Annotated in this window: 14 protein-coding genes; 13 read left to right on the top strand and 1 reads right to left on the bottom strand. The window is 52.6% G+C overall.

The genetic code is table 11. The features are described 5' to 3' along the window. The first annotated feature begins 4 nt into the window (after positions 1–4). From purQ to purD, 7 genes are all read left to right on the top strand, one after another. On the top strand, positions 5–697 hold the full coding sequence (purQ, locus tag ACFVVF_RS22540) for a phosphoribosylformylglycinamidine synthase subunit PurQ (RefSeq protein WP_387814483.1): 693 nt from the start codon (positions 5–7) through the stop codon (positions 695–697). Then, complete coding sequence (gene purL, locus ACFVVF_RS22545) at positions 675–2,918, top strand: phosphoribosylformylglycinamidine synthase subunit PurL (protein WP_387814485.1); 2,244 nt, start codon at positions 675–677, stop codon at positions 2,916–2,918. The genes purQ and purL overlap by 23 nt, the downstream gene beginning before the upstream one ends. Then, positions 2,903–4,381: an amidophosphoribosyltransferase gene (gene purF, locus ACFVVF_RS22550; protein WP_387814487.1), complete on the top strand. Its 1,479-nt coding sequence runs from the start codon at positions 2,903–2,905 to the stop codon at positions 4,379–4,381. The genes purL and purF overlap by 16 nt, the downstream gene beginning before the upstream one ends. Before the next feature lie 35 nt (positions 4,382–4,416). Continuing rightward, positions 4,417–5,460, top strand: coding sequence for a phosphoribosylformylglycinamidine cyclo-ligase (gene purM, locus ACFVVF_RS22555; protein WP_042167180.1), 1,044 nt, complete (start codon positions 4,417–4,419; stop codon positions 5,458–5,460). Then, positions 5,460–6,071, top strand: a complete 612-nt coding sequence (gene purN, locus ACFVVF_RS22560) for a phosphoribosylglycinamide formyltransferase (protein ID WP_387814490.1) — start codon at positions 5,460–5,462, stop codon at positions 6,069–6,071. Before purM ends, purN begins: the two co-directional genes overlap by 1 nt. A 127-nt stretch (positions 6,072–6,198) precedes the next feature. Beyond that, a complete protein-coding gene (gene purH / locus ACFVVF_RS22565; protein ID WP_387814491.1) occupies positions 6,199–7,749 on the top strand; it encodes a bifunctional phosphoribosylaminoimidazolecarboxamide formyltransferase/IMP cyclohydrolase in 1,551 nt (516 codons plus the stop codon). 31 nt (positions 7,750–7,780) lie between these two features. Continuing rightward, complete coding sequence (gene purD / locus ACFVVF_RS22570; RefSeq protein WP_387814493.1) at positions 7,781–9,052, top strand: phosphoribosylamine--glycine ligase; 1,272 nt, start codon at positions 7,781–7,783, stop codon at positions 9,050–9,052. Positions 9,053–9,120: 68 nt separating this feature from the next. Here purD and ACFVVF_RS22575 read toward each other — a convergent pair whose 3' ends face one another. Beyond that, entirely contained in the window at positions 9,121–9,993 is an 873-nt protein-coding gene (locus ACFVVF_RS22575) for an arylamine N-acetyltransferase family protein (RefSeq protein ID WP_387814495.1), read from the bottom strand. A 105-nt stretch (positions 9,994–10,098) separates the two neighbouring features. Between ACFVVF_RS22575 and ACFVVF_RS22580 the strand changes: the two genes are divergently transcribed. From ACFVVF_RS22580 to ACFVVF_RS22605, 6 genes are all read left to right on the top strand, one after another. Next, positions 10,099–10,587 (top strand): DinB family protein, encoded by a 489-nt coding sequence (locus ACFVVF_RS22580; RefSeq protein WP_387814497.1) that lies wholly within the window; start codon positions 10,099–10,101, stop codon positions 10,585–10,587. A 229-nt stretch (positions 10,588–10,816) separates the two neighbouring features. After that, positions 10,817–11,761 (top strand): polysaccharide deacetylase family protein, encoded by a 945-nt coding sequence (locus ACFVVF_RS22585; protein ID WP_387814499.1) that lies wholly within the window; start codon positions 10,817–10,819, stop codon positions 11,759–11,761. 16 nt (positions 11,762–11,777) lie between these two features. Continuing rightward, a complete protein-coding gene (locus tag ACFVVF_RS22590; RefSeq protein WP_387814501.1) occupies positions 11,778–13,202 on the top strand; it encodes a hypothetical protein in 1,425 nt (474 codons plus the stop codon). A gap of 31 nt (positions 13,203–13,233) precedes the next feature. Then, a complete protein-coding gene (locus ACFVVF_RS22595; RefSeq protein ID WP_387814503.1) occupies positions 13,234–14,028 on the top strand; it encodes a response regulator transcription factor in 795 nt (264 codons plus the stop codon). Next, positions 14,025–15,437: a sensor histidine kinase gene (locus tag ACFVVF_RS22600; protein ID WP_387814505.1), complete on the top strand. Its 1,413-nt coding sequence runs from the start codon at positions 14,025–14,027 to the stop codon at positions 15,435–15,437. Before ACFVVF_RS22595 ends, ACFVVF_RS22600 begins: the two co-directional genes overlap by 4 nt. A 356-nt stretch (positions 15,438–15,793) precedes the next feature. After that, entirely contained in the window at positions 15,794–16,615 is an 822-nt protein-coding gene (locus tag ACFVVF_RS22605; protein WP_387814507.1) for an alpha/beta hydrolase, read from the top strand. Positions 16,616–16,636 lie beyond the last annotated feature (21 nt).

Raw genomic sequence — 16,636 nt, forward strand, 5'->3', positions numbered from 1 at the left:
CACGATGAAGTTTGCGGTTCTGGTATTTCCCGGCTCCAACTGCGATATCGACTGCTTTAAAGCCGTTGAAGCAATTGGCGAGCAAGTCGAATACGTATGGCATACAACGACGGACCTGAGCGGCTTTGACGCCATCCTCGTTCCTGGCGGATTCTCTTATGGCGATTACTTGCGCTGCGGCGCGATTTCCCGTTTTGCCCCGGTTATGAATGAAGTGAAGAAAGCGGCGGACGAAGGCAAGTTCGTCCTCGGCATCTGCAACGGCTTCCAGATCCTGACGGAAGCAGGCCTGCTGCCAGGCGCACTGATCCGCAACAACGGACTGAAATTCCGTTGTCACCAAACGCCGCTTGAAGTGGTTAATAGCGCTACGGCGTTTACGAATCAATATTCGCAAGGCGAAGTGATCAGCATCCCGATTGCGCATGGCGAAGGCAACTACTACTGCGATGACGAGACGCTTGCTAAGCTTCAAGCAAACAATCAGATCGTATTCCGCTATGCGGGCGATACGAACCCGAACGGCTCGGTTGACAATATCGCAGGCGTAAGCAATGAGCGCGGCAACGTGGTCGGCATGATGCCGCATCCGGAGCGCGCGATGGATCAATTGTTCGGCTCGGAAGACGGCAAACGGATGTTCACATCGATTTTGAATGCATGGAGGGAACAACATGGCGCAGCAGTTAACGGCTAAGGAGCCTACAGCGGAACAAATCGCGGATCAGCGCATTTACACGCAGTTTGGCGTTACGGATTATGAATATGAGCTTATTTGCGGATTTCTCGGCCGCAAGCCTAACTATACAGAGATCGGCGTATTCAGCGTTATGTGGTCGGAGCATTGCTCGTACAAAAACTCCAAGCCGATCCTGAAAAAATTCCCGATCACCGGCCCGCGCGTCCTGATGGGACCTGGCGAAGGCGCCGGCATCGTCGATATCGGCGACAACCAAGCGGTTGTATTCAAAATCGAATCGCATAACCATCCATCCGCCGTTGAGCCTTACCAAGGCGCAGCGACAGGTGTAGGCGGCATTATCCGCGACATTTTCTCGATGGGCGCGCGCCCGGTTGCTCTGTTGAACAGCCTGCGCTTTGGCCGTCTGGAAAATGACCGCGTTAAATATTTGTTCGAGAACGTTGTAAGCGGCATTGCCGGCTATGGCAACTGTATCGGCATTCCAACGGTTGCAGGCGAAGTGATGTTCGATGAGAGCTACGAGGGCAACCCGCTCGTTAACGCAATGTGCGTAGGCTTGATCGATCATGACAAAATCCAGCGCGGTGTAGCTAAAGGCGTTGGCAACCCTGTATTTTACGTGGGACCGGCAACAGGCCGCGACGGCATCCACGGCGCAACCTTCGCTTCCGTTGAGCTTTCCGAGGAATCCGAAGAGAAGCGTACGGCGGTACAAGTCGGCGATCCGTTCATGGAGAAGCTCGTTATGGAAGCTACGCTTGAGCTGATCGATTCCGGCATCGTGCTTGGCATTCAAGATATGGGCGCAGCAGGTCTTACTTGCTCCAGTGCAGAGATGGCTTCGAAAGCAGGCAACGGCCTTGAGCTGTACCTCGACGAAGTTCCGCAGCGCGAGACAGACATGACGCCTTATGAAATGATGCTCTCTGAATCGCAAGAGCGCATGCTGTTCGTCGTTGAGCCGCAGCATGAAGCGCAAGCGAAAGAAATTTTTGACCGTTGGGGCATTATTTGCGCCAAAGTCGGCAAAGTAACGGATGACGGACGTCTCCGCTTATTCCATAAAGGCGAAGAAGTGGCGGATATGCCGGTTAAAGCGCTCGTTGACGAGTGCCCGGTATATGAAAAACCATCACAAGAGCCGGCTTCCTTCGCAGCAAGCGCATCGATCGATACAGCTGATTTCGCTGAAATCAATGATCTGACTGGCGCGCTTGAAAAAGTATTGGCTTCCCCAACTGTAGCAAGCAAAGAGTGGGTTTACAGCCAATATGACTACATGGTTCGCACATCGACAGCCGTTCAGCCTGGCTCTGATGCTGCAGTTGTTACAATCGACGGCACACGCAAAGGTCTGGCAATGACGACGGACTGCAATGGACGTTATGTATTCCTCGACCCTGAAGTAGGCGGAAAAATCGCAGTAGCGGAAGCGGCGCGCAACATCGTATGCTCCGGTGCAGAGCCGCTTGCGATTACCGACAACCTGAACTTCGGCAGCCCGGAGAAGCCGGAAGTGTTCTGGCAGCTGGAGAAATCGGCAGACGGCATGTCCGAAGCTTGCCGTGTGCTCGATACACCGGTTATTGGCGGCAACGTCAGCTTGTACAATGAGAATGCCAAAGGCGCGATCTATCCGACACCGGTTATCGGCATGGTAGGTCTCGTACATGATACAGATCACATTACGACGCAAGGCTTCAAGCAAGAAGGCGACGTTATTATTCTTGTCGGCGAGACAAAAGCGGAATTCGGCGGCAGCGAGCTTCAATACGTGCTGACGGGCGAAGCGAAAGGCCGTCCGCCAGTGATTGATCTGGCAACGGAAAAAACATTGCTGAACACGGTGCTTGGCGCGATTCAGCAAGGACTTGTCGCTTCGGCGCATGACTTGTCCGAAGGCGGCCTGGCGGTGGCGCTTGCAGAATCCTGTATCAGCGGCCGCATCGGCGCAGAAGTAAACGTAGCAACTGAGCTTCGTGCGGATCACGCGCTGTTCAGCGAATCGCAATCCCGCATTCTGCTGTCGGCGAAGCCGGAGCAAGCGGCTGCGCTGCAATCGCTGCTTAGCGAGCAAGGGCTGACTAATGCAGCTATCGGTACGGTAAAAGGCGGCAGCCTGACCATTAACATTAACGGCAAGTCCGGCGTTGCTGCGCCGGTACAACAACTGGAGAAGGTCTGGAAGGATGCGATTCCATGTCTGATGAAATAAAACAGCTAACGCTGTGGACGGGAAGCCATTATAACGAAGGCATCGGCCGTGACGATATTTTCGATAAATTGCGTGAGGAGTGCGGTGTGTTCGGGGTATTCAATGTCCCGAACGCCTCCTCGCTTTCTTATTACGGCCTTCACGCCTTGCAGCACCGCGGCGAGGAAAGCGCGGGCATCTGTACGGTGGATACGGAAGACCATAACCGTTTTGCTTATCATCGCGGGATGGGGCTTGTGAAGGAAGTATTCGATAAAGAGAAGATCAGCTCGCTGAAAGGCGACCGTTCGATCGGCCACGTCCGCTATTCGACGGCGGGAGAGAGCAAGCTGGCGAATGCGCAGCCGCTTATTTTCCGCTACCGGGACGGCGACCTTGCGGTTGCAACCAACGGCAATATCGTAAACGCGCCTGAAATTCGCAAGGAGCTGGAGAGCCAAGGCTCGATCTTCCAGACGTCCAGCGATACTGAGGTTATCGCTCACTTGATCGCCCGCTCGCCGAAGGATTTCGAGACGGCGGCTAAGGAAGCTTTGCAGCGGATCGTTGGCGGCTTCGCGTTCCTCATCATGACGAATGACAAGCTGCTTGTCGCATCCGACCCGAACGGCCTGCGGCCGCTCGTAATGGGCAAGATCGGCGACGGCTACGTTTTCTCGTCGGAATCTTGTGCATTTGAATCCATCGGAGCCGAGTATGTGCGTGACGTTCAACCGGGCGAGCTGCTTTATCTCGACGAGAACGGCCTGCGCGAGGACCGTTATGCCGAAGTGGAACGCAGAGCAACCTGTGCGATGGAATACATTTATTTTGCAAGACCCGATAGCGATATTCATACGATCAATATCCACTCCGCCCGTAAACGGATGGGCAAGCAGCTGGCGATGGAAGCGTTCGTGGACGCGGATATCGTAACCGGCGTGCCGGACTCCAGTATTTCGGCAGCGATTGGCTATGCGGAGCAGACTGGTATTCCTTATGAGCTTGGCCTCATTAAAAATAAATACACCGGCCGGACCTTTATCCAGCCTTCGCAGGAGCTTCGTGAGCAAGGCGTTAAAATGAAGCTGTCCGCCGTTCGTAAAGTGGTGGAAGGCAAACGCGTCGTCATGATCGATGATTCCATCGTTCGCGGCACGACGTCGCGCCGCATCGTCAATATGCTGCGCGAAGCGGGTGCTACGGAAGTCCATGTACGGATTACGTCGCCGCCTTTCCAAAACCCTTGCTATTACGGCATCGATACGCCGGACCGCAAGGAGCTGATCGCTTCCTCCCGTACGGTGGAGGAAATTCGCGACATGATCAATGCGGACTCGTTGTCGTTCTTGACCAATGAAGGCTTCATCGACTCGGTAGGCGGCAATGACGGCGCTTATAACCGGGGCATGTGCCTGGCTTGCTTTGACAATGACTACCCGACTCCGGTCAACGAAGAATCGGATAAAAGCTGCAGCTGTTAAAATGCAACAACCATATATAAAGGGGATGACTTGTAGTGGCAGAAGCGTATAAAAAAGCCGGCGTCGACATTGCGGCAGGCAATGAAGCGGTTGAGCGGATGAAGAAGCACGTCAAGAAGACGTTCCGTCCCGAAGTGCTGACCGACCTCGGCGGCTTTGGCGGATTGTTCGGCTTGAACAAGGACAAATACGAGGAGCCGGTGCTCGTATCCGGAACGGATGGCGTAGGCACGAAGCTGAAGCTTGCTTTTGCAATGGACAAGCATGATACGATCGGCATCGACGCGGTTGCGATGTGCGTCAACGACATTATCGTACAAGGCGCCGAGCCGTTGTTCTTCCTGGACTATCTGGCATGCGGCAAAGTCGTTCCGGAGAAGATCGAAGCGGTCGTAAAAGGGATTGCTGACGGCTGCGTACAGTCCGGCTGCGCCCTGATTGGCGGCGAAACAGCAGAAATGCCTGGTATGTACCAAGGCGACGAATACGATATCGCTGGCTTTACAGTTGGCGTTGTCGACAAGAAAAAAATCATCGACGGCACGACGATTGCTGCTGGCGACGCAGTGCTTGGCTTTGCTTCCAGCGGCATTCACAGCAACGGCTTCTCGCTCGTTCGCCGTCTTCTGCTTGAAGAGTGCGGCTATGCGCTGGACCAGCGTCTGCCGGAGCTTAACGACGCCGTACTTGGCGACGTTCTGATCGAGCCTACACGTATTTACGTGAAATCGGCGCTGAAGCTGATAGAGCAAGTAAACGTTAAAGGCATGGCGCACATTACAGGCGGCGGCTTTATCGAGAACATTCCGCGCGTACTGCCGGAAGGCGTTAACGTCGACATCGAATACGGCTCGTGGCCGATTCTGCCAATCTTCCAGCTGATGCAGGATAAAGGCCAAATTACGAACCGGGATATGTTTACGACTTTTAATATGGGCATCGGGTTAATCGTGGTTGTTCCTGCCGAGCAGGCAGAGCAAGCGCTTCGCATTGCAGCTGAGCTTGGCGAGCAAGCTTACCGCATCGGAACCGTAACGGAAGGAAGCAAAATCGTTACGTTCACGGGAGCGGAAGTGTAATGGGAGCATTGCGGTTAGCTGTTTTCGCGTCAGGGCAGGGAACGAACTTCCAGGCTCTGGCCGATGCGGTGCAACAAGGAGGGCTCGATGCGACCATCGAGCTCCTTGTTTGTGATAAGCCATCCGCACCTGTTGTTGAGCGCGCGAAGAAGGCTGGTATAGAAGCGTTTGTGTTCAAGCCGAAGGATTATCCGTCCCGTGAAGCGTATGAGACCGAGATTCTTGTGGAGCTGGAACGCCGCGGAGTTGAATTGATCGTGCTGGCCGGCTATATGCGCATTATTACGCCGGTGCTGGTGGAGCCTTATTACGGGCGGATGATTAATATTCACCCGTCGCTGCTGCCGTCTTTCCCCGGCGTGAACGGCATCGGTCAAGCTTTGGAATATGGCGTCAAGGTAACAGGTGTTACCGTGCATTATGTGGATGGCGGCTTGGACAGCGGGCCAATTATCGCGCAGCGCACCGTTGAAGTGCTGGAGGGCGATACGGAAGCTTCGCTCGCCGAACGTATTCACGCGGCCGAACAGCAGTTGCTGCCGCAGGTGGCGCAATGGATTGCTCAAAGTAAAGTGACGCTGAACGGCCGTCATGTAACCTTGAGCAAGTAAAGTCGTTATCGCATTCTAGAGGCTGCGGTGTGCAGCTGCAATACTTTACTCATTCATCCATTTCAGCATGGCTCCAATTGGAGCGTTAACGATAAACTACTTTTGAACTCATAAGGAGGATAATCGCGTGGCTATTCGCAGAGCGTTAATCAGTGTATCGGACAAGACGGGCATCGTAGAATTTTCTCGTGAGCTCGCCAACCAAGGCGTGCAAATTATTTCGACAGGCGGCACGTTCAGCCTGCTGGAGAAGGAAGGCATTCCGGTTATCGGCATCTCGGACGTAACAGGCTTCCCTGAAATACTGGACGGACGTGTGAAAACATTGCACCCGGCAGTACACAGCGGCTTGCTCGCTGTTCGTGACGATGAAGAGCATCAAAAGGTGATGAAAGAGCTTGGTCTGGACTACATCGATCTCGTTGTCGTGAATCTGTATCCGTTCAAGCAAACAATTGCTAATCCGGATGTTGCTTACGCAGATGCGATCGAGAACATCGATATCGGCGGTCCTACGATGCTCCGCTCGGCGGCTAAGAACCATAAGTTCGTAACCGTTGTCGTTGACGCTTCGGATTATGCTGCGGTTATCGAAGAAGTGAAAGCTAGCGGTGACACGACGCTGGAGACGCGCAAACGTCTGACTGCGAAAGTATTCCGCCATACAGCTGCTTATGATACTCTCATTGCCGATTATCTGTCGAAGCAAGTAGGCGAGCCTCTTCCAGAGAGCTACACCGTTACTTACGAGAAAGTACAAGATCTTCGTTACGGTGAAAATCCGCATCAGAAGGCTGCTTTCTACAGCAAGCCGCTTGCGGCTGCAGGCAACATTACGACTGCCGAGCAATTGCACGGCAAAGAGCTTTCCTATAACAATATCAATGACGCAAACGCGGCGCTTGCGATCGTCAAAGAATTCGACGAGCCGGCTGTCGTAGCGATTAAGCATATGAATCCTTGCGGCGTAGGCATCGGCGTCAACATCCATGAAGCTTATCAAAAAGCATATGCTGCTGACCCAACGTCGATCTTCGGCGGCATCGTAGCAGCTAACCGCACGCTTGGTGCAGACACAGCTGAGCTGCTGAGCCAAATCTTCTTGGAGATCATTATTGCACCGGACTTTACACCGGAAGCGCTGGAAATTTTGTCGAAGAAGAAAAATATCCGCCTGCTCAAGCTGGGCGAGCTGTCGGTAGCAGCGGCTGAGCGTCAGCCGGAATGGCTCGTTACGACAGTTGACGGCGGCATGCTCGTACAAGAGAGCGACGTTCGCAGCCTGACGGAAGCGGATCTGCAATTTGTTACAGACCGCAAGCCAACGGCTGAAGAGCTGAAGCAATTACTGTTCGGCTGGAAAGTCGTGAAGCATGTGAAATCGAATGCGATTGTTGTCGTGAAAAACGATATGACGATTGGCGTTGGCGCTGGCCAAATGAACCGCGTGGGCTCCGCACGCATTGCGCTTGACCAAGCAGGAGAGCAAGCTGCAGGCGGCGTATTGGCTTCGGACGCTTTCTTCCCGATGGGCGACACGGTTGAGCTGGCTGCCAAGCATGGCATTACAGCGATCATTCAAACAGGCGGCTCCGTGAAGGATGCGGAATCGATCGCAGCGGCAAATGCGAACAATATCGCAATGGTACTCACTGGCGTACGCCATTTCAAACATTAGAATAAAAGCTTAGCGGGGGGAGGCAACAAGCATGAGAATATTAGTTATTGGCGGCGGCGGACGCGAGCATGCCATCATATGGGCGCTGAAAAAAAGCGAGAAGGTCAAGGAAGTTTTTTGCGCGCCGGGCAACGCGGGTATCGCACAGCTGGCTGAATGCGTGCCGATTGCTGTTAACAAATTCGATGAACTGGTACAGTTTGCGAAGGATGCTGCGATCGACCTTGTATTCGTAGGCCCGGATGATCCGCTTGCGGAAGGCATCGTAGATGCTTTCGAAGCGCATCAGATTCCGGTATACGGACCAAATAAAGCGGCGGCTGAAATTGAAGGCAGCAAAATTTTTATGAAAAACCTGCTCAAAAAATACAATATTCCGACCGCTAAGTATGAGACGTTTACCGATTACGAGGCTGCTTCGGCATACTTGCGCGAGCAAGCGATTCCGATCGTGATTAAAGCGGACGGCCTTGCCGCAGGCAAAGGCGTAACGGTCGCTTATTCGATGGAAGAGGCTGAGCGCGCTTTGCGTGAAGCGATGGTCGACAAGGTATTCGGCGAAGCTGGCAACCAGATCGTCATCGAGGAATTCCTCGAAGGACAGGAAATGTCGATTCTTGCATTTGTAGACGGGGAGACGGTTCGCGCGATGGTTCCGGCACAGGATCATAAGCCGGTCTATGACAACGATAAAGGTCCGAATACGGGCGGCATGGGCACGTATACGCCGCTTCCGCATATTCCGCAATCCATTGTCGATGAGTCAATTACGAACATTATCATTCCTACAGCGAAGGCCATGGTTAGCGAAGGACGTCCATTCCGCGGCGTGTTGTTCGCAGGTCTGATGATTACGAAGGACGGTCCAAAAACGATCGAATTCAATGCGCGTATGGGCGATCCAGAGACGCAGGTTGTTCTGCCGCAGCTGGAAACCGAATTGATTGATATCGTACTGGCATCGCTTAACGGCAGGCTGGATCAGCTGGATATCGTATGGAAGGATGAAGCGGCAGTGTGCGTTATTGTTGCTTCGGAAGGCTATCCGGCGTCGTATCCGAAAGGCCGTGTCATTAGCGGTCTGGAAGCGGCAGAAGCGCAAGGCGCGCTCGTGTTCCATGCAGGAACGGCTGAGAAAGACGGCAGCATTGTTACAAACGGGGGACGCGTGCTAGGCGTCGTCGGCCGCGGCCGCGACATTGCCGAAGCTCGTGCTCGTGCATACGAGGCAGTCAGCGTCATTCATTTCGACGGCATGCACAGCCGGACGGATATTGCAGCGAAAGCGCTCAAAGGTTTGTAATTCATAACAAATGGCATCCAAACTGACAATCGTTTGGATGCCATTTGTTTAACGAAAAAGCCCGCTGATCAGCGGGCTTTACTTTTTGCTGTTTTCCACTCTTCATGCATGCGGCTGACCTTGCTCCATAGGGCATCTTTGTCGGGTGCTGAGTAATCGGCTAGCGGCTCGTTGAATACTTCGGCCATAATGTCAAACCATTGGGACTTGCTCGTTATTTCGGTTGTCTCCACGCCAGAGCTTGTCCGGGATTTCCAGATGCAGCCCCGCAGCTCATTGCTTCCTCCGGCATGGCGGTTTTGCAGCAGCAGAACTCGCAGCCACGGTGATTCCGGCGCGTGACAGTAATGATGATGACGGGAGGCGAAGCGGTTCAAATCCGGCAGCGGTTCTGGTGCAAAGTCGACTCCGGCATAGGAATAGCCTGGGGTATGTACCAAGCGCCAGCCGCCTTCGGCGACGTCTGATCCGGTTACGCTGTAGACGAATCCTTGTTGCTCATAGGACCCGGACAAGAGCGGAACCGGATCATAAAGCATGTCGCCAAGTCCGACATCGGCAATCCACTGCTGCGGCTGACCTTGCTCATCTATAAGCTCCACAAGCAAGCCCACATGAAAGGAGTCGATTCGCGGCTGCAGTCCTACAGGCTGGATGCCGGAATCATGATACGTCACTTTGAAGCCAAGAGTACGAAGCAGCAGGCTAAAGGCTCCGTTTAATTGAAAGCAATAGCCGCTCCGCTGGTCGTTAATGAGCCGGACAGAGTCCTGCGGGTCAATAGAGATCGTTCTCCGGGCGAAAATATCAATCGTTTGCCAAGAGATTTTCTCCACATGGGCTCTGTGCAGTCTTTGCAAATAGGGGAGCGTAGGAGGCTCTGCTTCAAAGCCTCCCAGCCGGCTTAAGTAGCTGTCCCGCATATGTTGATCCAGCAGCATGTAACAGTTCCTCCTTTGGAAAGGTTGAGGCTGCTCCATTTGATTTATGAGAAGCACAGCCTTACACTATTTAGGTCAGTAGAACTTAATTGGAGGTTTTCCAACATGTATGCAACCGTTCAAAGCTTTATCCAAGACTATACGCAAGAATCAGCTTCAACGCAACGGATTTTTGACGCGTTGACGGATGAGTCTCTTACGCAGGCCGTCGCGCCAGGCTACCGGACAATCAGTCAATTGGCATGGCATTTGGCCGAAAGCGGAGGCATGCTTAGTTCCGCTGGATTCAACCTGGACAGACCGTCTGGCCGTTCAGAATCGGCAGCTGCTTTAGCCGAAGCCTACCGTGCAATTTCGCAGTCCATTATCCGCAGCGCCGGAGAAGTGCTGACCGATGCGAAGCTATCAGAACCGCTGACTGTATTCGGCAAGCCTTTCACTTATGGATCGCTGCTCGGCATGTTTATCAAGCATGAGGTTCATCATCGCGGACAACTGACGATTCTGATTCGCCAAGCGGGAATCCAAGCACCGGGAGTATATGGTCCATCGAAAGAGGAATGGGCATTGAACGGTATGGAAGCTCCGCAATAAATAACTCCAATCAACTCAAGCAAAGAGCTGAGATATGCGATGTAATTGATTCCTGCCCCATACAGGAGTCAGTTCCGGCGCCGTTCCCGGCTCTTTTTTTTGTCCAAAAAACGGCTTGGTAAAAACTGCTGGAAGATGTCGAAACCATGTAACTAATTTGTAACTCCCTCGCTCTCTTAATCCGGTACTATGAAACTATCAACCCGGGAGAGTAGAAAGGTGAATTAGGATGGGAAATAAACGCAGAAATCGTCGTCGTTCGCTAGCAGCAGCCGTCATGCTTGTCGTTATTAGCATTATTATCGGAGGCTGCGGCACAGGCTTAGGCCTCTCAATTGCAGAGATTACTGGAAAAGTTGTAAAAGCAGATGAAACCGATCAGAATAACAGTAAGCCGGGTGCAGTCGAACAAGGCGATCTTGTCGATTATCCGCGGCCGCCGGAAAAAACCGGTACCGATAACGGAAACACAAGCAAGGGCGACGAGCATACGGCACCACCATCCGAACTGCCAAGTAAACCGGGAAATGGAACGAAGCCGGACAAGGAACAAGGACAAGAACATGAACATGAGACTCCCCCTGTGGAGCATCACTACAAGGACAAAATTATCGCACTAACGTTTGATGATGGACCGGATAAGAAGTATACACCGGCTATACTGGACATATTGAAGGAAAAAGGTGTGAAAGCGACATTTTTCGTCGTAGGCCAGCAGGTAGAGAAGGAACCCGAAGTATTGCAGCGAATTGTAGACGAAGGCCATGCAATCGGCAATCATTCGATGAATCATAAAGATATGGCCAAGCTTGATGCGGAGCAAATCCAGCAAGAAATTGATGAAGCCGATAAGCTGATTAAAGATGTTGTCGGTTTCAAGCCGAAAATGTTCCGCGCTCCATATGGCGCCGTATCCGATACGCTCAAAAGCATGCTGAAGGACGAAGACCGCGAGCTCGTCAGCTGGAATATCGACACACGCGATTGGGCGGGAACGCCGGTATCAGAAATGCAGGAGATGATTCGGAAAAAAGCAAAGCCTCACGCTATTATTCTTATGCATTCATTCGGCAACAAAAATATAAAGCATACGGTGGAGATGCTTCCGCATGTCATTGATGATTTGAAGAAAAAGGGCTATACGTTCGTGACTCCTGATGAAATGGCAGGATAAGGAGGTTAATCTTTCCTTGAAAATAAGCATGTTAAGCAGGGCGGCGCTAATAGCCGCCTTTCTGTGTATGTTTGCGACCGGCTGCAAATATACGGCTGCACCGGCTGATTTGCTGACGAAGCCGTCGCAGACAGCGGACAAGCAGGCATTGATGAAGGCAGTAGAAGCGGCAAGGCCTGCTTATTCCAAGCTGACGCTGCCGCTTCGTGATGATGGAGAGGGTGCCATCCGTCTAGTTGATCTGAACGGTGACGGCACGCCAGAGGCGATCGTCTCGCTATACAATGAGTATAACGTTCCGGAGCTTGTCGTGTTCCGGATGTCCTCGGGAGTCTGGCGCTCCTGGTTTATTATCCAGCAGCCAATGGCAAGGCAAATCGACTGGATTAAAATCGATGATTTCGACCAGAATGGCAAGGTGGAGCTTGCCATCGGCTGGGTCGGTTCTTTTGAAAGCCCTAGTCTAGCTGAGTTTTACTCTTTCCAATCAAAGCCGGTACGGAATGAAGAGGGCAAGCTGGTACTTCAGCCGGTAGATTCCATTCCTTATGCGTACGCTGAGGTTGGAGATGTGAATGGGGACGGCAGGCTTGAAATCGCTATTATTCAAAGCGATGGCTCCTATCAGGAGGCGGGTCTGCCTTCCTATACGTTGAATCTGTACAATTGGGAGGGTACTGAGCTGACGCTGTTGCAGCAGCTGGAGCTGTATGACGGTGTTAATATGTATGACCGGATGATCATTGGCCGTGTCTCACCGGAACAGAACGGAATCGTCGTAGAAGCTTCGATGGGGGCCCACGCGATGTACACCGCCATGTACGCTTGGGAGAACAGGCGTCTTCAGCTTGTTTACCCGAAGCTGGCGGCGTCCGCAGGACCAGAGGATGTCGTCTTTACCGAGACGCCGGTTATGAGCGAGGACGTAAACGGCGATGGTATCATTGAGTTAATGCTGCCGAGACCTGCGCCTGGTTATGACGATCTACCTTACGCTGAAATGAGATGGATTAACGAATGGATGCAATGGGACGGGACAGATGCCTTTCATAAGGTGCTGGAGGAATACAGCGATTACGGCTACCAGATCCGTTTCCAGATTCCCGGGGCATGGATGGGGCACTATACGGTTCGAGCGCCGGATAAAGGCGCTAGCTATGCGATCGCTGCTTTTGAATATTGGAACGGTGAGCGAGCCTATAAGGCGAAGCTGGCTGACATCTATGCCATTCCTCTTAAGAAACGGGAGGCATTCGATGCAGAGTGGAAATCGAAGGGCCGAAGCTATTCCGTTCTGAAAATAAAAGACGGCCTGGTCTATGCCGTCTCCTTCGCAGAACCGCCGGAATCGATGCCGGAGGGCGATAAAGCGGTCTTCCTGAATATGAGGCTGGAGGACGGGAAGGTTAGCGAGCTGTTGCGGGTAATGGAAGACGAATAGTTATTCGATATAAACAAAAAGCAGGTGTGTCATGCGAATTTTATTGCTGGAGGACGAGGAAGCTATCCGCGGCTTCGTACGCATAAACTTAAAGCGCAACGATATGGACGTTATTGAGGCTGATCATGGCGAAGCGGCGCTGGCATTGGCGGCGAATGAAGGGCCTTTCGATATTGCCCTGCTGGATGTCATGCTGCCGACAATTAGCGGTTTCGAGGTGTGCGAGCAGCTGCGCCGCCTCTATCCGGGCATGGGCATCATTATGTTAACGGCCAAATCCCAGGAAGAGGATAAAATTTACGGACTGGAGCTGGGGGCTGATGACTATGTGCAAAAGCCGTTCAGTCCGGGTGAATTAATCGCCCGAATCAAATCGCTCTATCGGCGGATGAAGCCAGTTGAAGGCACGTTGGCAGCTGCTCCCCTGGAAGGTGAAGCCGAGTCTGAGGCCAAGCCCTCTGCTGTGCAGGGAGCGGATAAGGCCGCCGAGACGGCAGCGGCGGCTCAGACCGATAATGAGCTGGTTCGCGGACGCTTCCGGCTTACGTTCGCCGACCGCAAGCTTTGGAAGCATGACGATGAGATCGTCCTGACTCCGACGGAGTGGACGCTGGTTAAGCTGCTGATGGAGCGGCAAGGCCGGAACGTGAGCCGGGATGATATTTTGACCGAAGTATGGGGCCGTTACTATGTTGGCGACTTGAAGGTCGTCGATGTGAATATCCGCAGGATACGGCAAAAAATCGAGGACAATCCGTCAGAGCCGGTCTTCATCGAGACGGTATGGGGACTGGGCTATCGGTGGAATCGGAGCGATCGTCCATGAACAGCCTGAAAACAAGAATCGTATGGAGCTACCTGCTTCTCATCGTTCTCGTTGTTTGTGTGCTTGGAGGCTTGTTCCTGACTTTGATATGGAATTATTACTATGGGAGCGCGCAAAGCTCCGTTAAGCAAAGGGCGATCTATGCGCTGACGCAGCATAGCCGGTCGCTGGCCTCATTGAAGGTTCACGATCAAGCCGATTATATGCTGCAATATATGGCTGAGGGAGATGTCCGCCTTCAGCTTCTCGACAATAATGGCAGAGTAGCCATTGACTCCGACGGATTTGCGGAACAAGTTCAGTATACGACCCCTGATGTAAAAACGGCTATGGACGGCTATAACGGCACTTGGCAGGGAGAAGACCCCTATTATGGAGAGCGGGTCACCTCAGTTACGATTCCTATTTATAATGATACGAGAGTCGTCTCGCTGCTTCGTTATTCAGCTTCGGTGGAGTTGATTGACGACATGGTTACGCGGCTGACGCAAATGACTGCTATCGTCGGGGCTGGCGTCGTCCTGCTGTTTCTCGGCTTAAGTCTGTGGATGACGCAGCGGATCGTACGTCCGATTCAGGAGCTGACGCGTGCGGCACGTTATATGGCCGACGGAGATTGGTCGCGCCGGGCGGTCAAGCGAAATAATGACGAGATCGGGCAGCTTGCCGAGACGTTTAACGTCATGGTCGTGGAGCTGAATAAGCGGGAAAAGCTGAAAAATGATTTTATTTCTTCCATCTCGCATGAGCTGAGAACGCCGCTTACCTCGATTAAAGGGTGGAGCGAAACGCTAAAAGGAAGCGAATCGGCGGTTGATGAGGAAACCTCGTTAGGGCTTAATATCATTAGCCGTGAAACGGACCGGCTTACAGGGCTTGTTGAAGATTTGCTCGACTTCTCCAAGCTGGCAGCCGGCAATATCGAGCTGCAGCCGGAAGTGCTTGATCTGAACAGTCCGGTGAGGGAAATGGTGCATCAGCTCGGGGTGCGCGAAGAGCAGACCGGCGTGAAGCTGATCGCAACATTTGGCAAAAATCCGATTTTCGTCTACGGGGATGCGAACCGCTTGAAGCAGGTCATCATTAATTTGATCGACAATGCTTTCAAGTTTACCCCAAGCGGAGGGTCCGTCCGAATTGCTACGACTACGTATGCAGACAAGGATAATGAGAAGAAGGCGTATGCGCAGTTAACAGTTGCGGACACGGGAAGCGGGATTAACGAAGAGGACTTGCCTCATGTCACGGAAAAGTTCTACAAGGCCAATACGGGACATGGAGGAAGCGGGCTGGGACTGGCAATTTGCAAAGAAATCGCCGAGCTCCACGGCGGCGAATTGTTGATTGACAGCGAACGCGGAGCCGGAACGATTGTAACGGTAAAGCTGCCGGTTGTGAAGGAGGAGTAATTTTATTCTCTTCGGAATGCCGGCATACGTAAGTTATTCTTTGTAGAACAGCATATCCCGGTTGATCATCACGTACAGCACCGCGATGATAGCGCCGGCAATGAGCATGACGGACAGCCAATGTTTGGTCAGCCACTCGATCCATACAGGCATAAAACGGTCACTCCTTTTCTTACGGGAATAGGTGTGGCTTTAGTATGTCCAAAATAAGAAATCTTGATTGACCTGTTGACAGCAGGTTTGGGTGAATGCTATTATGAGGTCAATTAATCATAGTATTCGGGTAGGAATTATAAATATTGACGAGCTATATTCATTTAATTACTTAAGGGTGCGGGCTACGGGAGGTTATCGGAATGGAAAAACAATTGATTCTGCGTCATGACGGCTTGGAGCTGGCAGCTACGCTTCATTATCCAAAGGACGTCGCAGGCAAGGAAAATGCCAAAAAACAAGCGATCATCATATGCCATGGATTCGTGGGCAGCCGTGTAGGCGTCGACCGGTTATTCGTGAAGACGGCAAGAGCATTGGCGGCAGAGGGCTCTTACGTTCTTCGTTTCGATTATGGCGGCTGCGGCGAAAGCAATGGAGATTATGGCGCCCTTGGCTTTGAAAGTATGATCGACCAGACGCGTACCGCGATCGATTACATCTCTTCGATGGACTGCGTCGACCCGCAGCGGATCGTGCTTCTCGGTCATAGCTTGGGCGGTTCGCTTGCCCTCATGACGGCTGTAAGAGACAGACGGGTAAAACGGCTTATTCTATGGTCGCCTGTTGCCTATCCGTTTAACGACATCGTCCGGATTGTCGGCCGAACCGGCTACGACGAAGCGGTTCAGCAAGGCGAAACGGATTACTCGGGCTTCACGCTTCAACCGGTATTCTTCGACTCGCTGCTTCAGCATCAGCCGTTTCAGGCGGCAACGAAATTCGGCGGCGAGGTGCTGCTTGTGCACGGTACGAGCGACGAGCTCATTCCAGTGGACTACAGCTTCCTATATCAGAAGGTGTTCTGGACCCGCAGTGAAGGGCTCTGCGATAAGGAAATTATTTTTCAAGCGAATCATACGTACTCCAACCGCAAGCATCAGGAAGAAGCGATTCGGGTAAGCTCGAACTGGCTTGCTGGCCTGGACCGGCAGCAGCAGGAATGGCATCATTGGAGTATTTAATAGCAGCAAGCAAGACGGCGG

It is taken from the genome of Paenibacillus sp. NPDC058174, from assembly GCF_042883865.1.
Lineage (GTDB): Bacteria > Bacillota > Bacilli > Paenibacillales > Paenibacillaceae > Pristimantibacillus.

Excerpts from the sequence above, each read along its gene's own strand:
- purL (WP_387814485.1), top strand. The coding sequence starts at position 675 with ATGGCGCAGCAGTTAACGGCTAAGGAGCCTACAGCGGAACAAATCGCG.
- purQ (WP_387814483.1), top strand. The coding sequence starts at position 5 with ATGAAGTTTGCGGTTCTGGTATTTCCCGGCTCCAACTGCGATATCGAC.
- purN (WP_387814490.1), top strand. The coding sequence starts at position 5,460 with ATGGGAGCATTGCGGTTAGCTGTTTTCGCGTCAGGGCAGGGAACGAAC.
- purD (WP_387814493.1), top strand. The coding sequence starts at position 7,781 with ATGAGAATATTAGTTATTGGCGGCGGCGGACGCGAGCATGCCATCATA.
- ACFVVF_RS22580 (WP_387814497.1), top strand. The coding sequence starts at position 10,099 with ATGTATGCAACCGTTCAAAGCTTTATCCAAGACTATACGCAAGAATCA.
- ACFVVF_RS22575 (WP_387814495.1), bottom strand. The coding sequence starts at position 9,993 with ATGCTGCTGGATCAACATATGCGGGACAGCTACTTAAGCCGGCTGGGA.
- ACFVVF_RS22600 (WP_387814505.1), top strand. The coding sequence starts at position 14,025 with ATGAACAGCCTGAAAACAAGAATCGTATGGAGCTACCTGCTTCTCATC.
- purF (WP_387814487.1), top strand. The coding sequence starts at position 2,903 with ATGTCTGATGAAATAAAACAGCTAACGCTGTGGACGGGAAGCCATTAT.
- ACFVVF_RS22605 (WP_387814507.1), top strand. The coding sequence starts at position 15,794 with ATGGAAAAACAATTGATTCTGCGTCATGACGGCTTGGAGCTGGCAGCT.
- ACFVVF_RS22585 (WP_387814499.1), top strand. The coding sequence starts at position 10,817 with ATGGGAAATAAACGCAGAAATCGTCGTCGTTCGCTAGCAGCAGCCGTC.
- ACFVVF_RS22595 (WP_387814503.1), top strand. The coding sequence starts at position 13,234 with ATGCGAATTTTATTGCTGGAGGACGAGGAAGCTATCCGCGGCTTCGTA.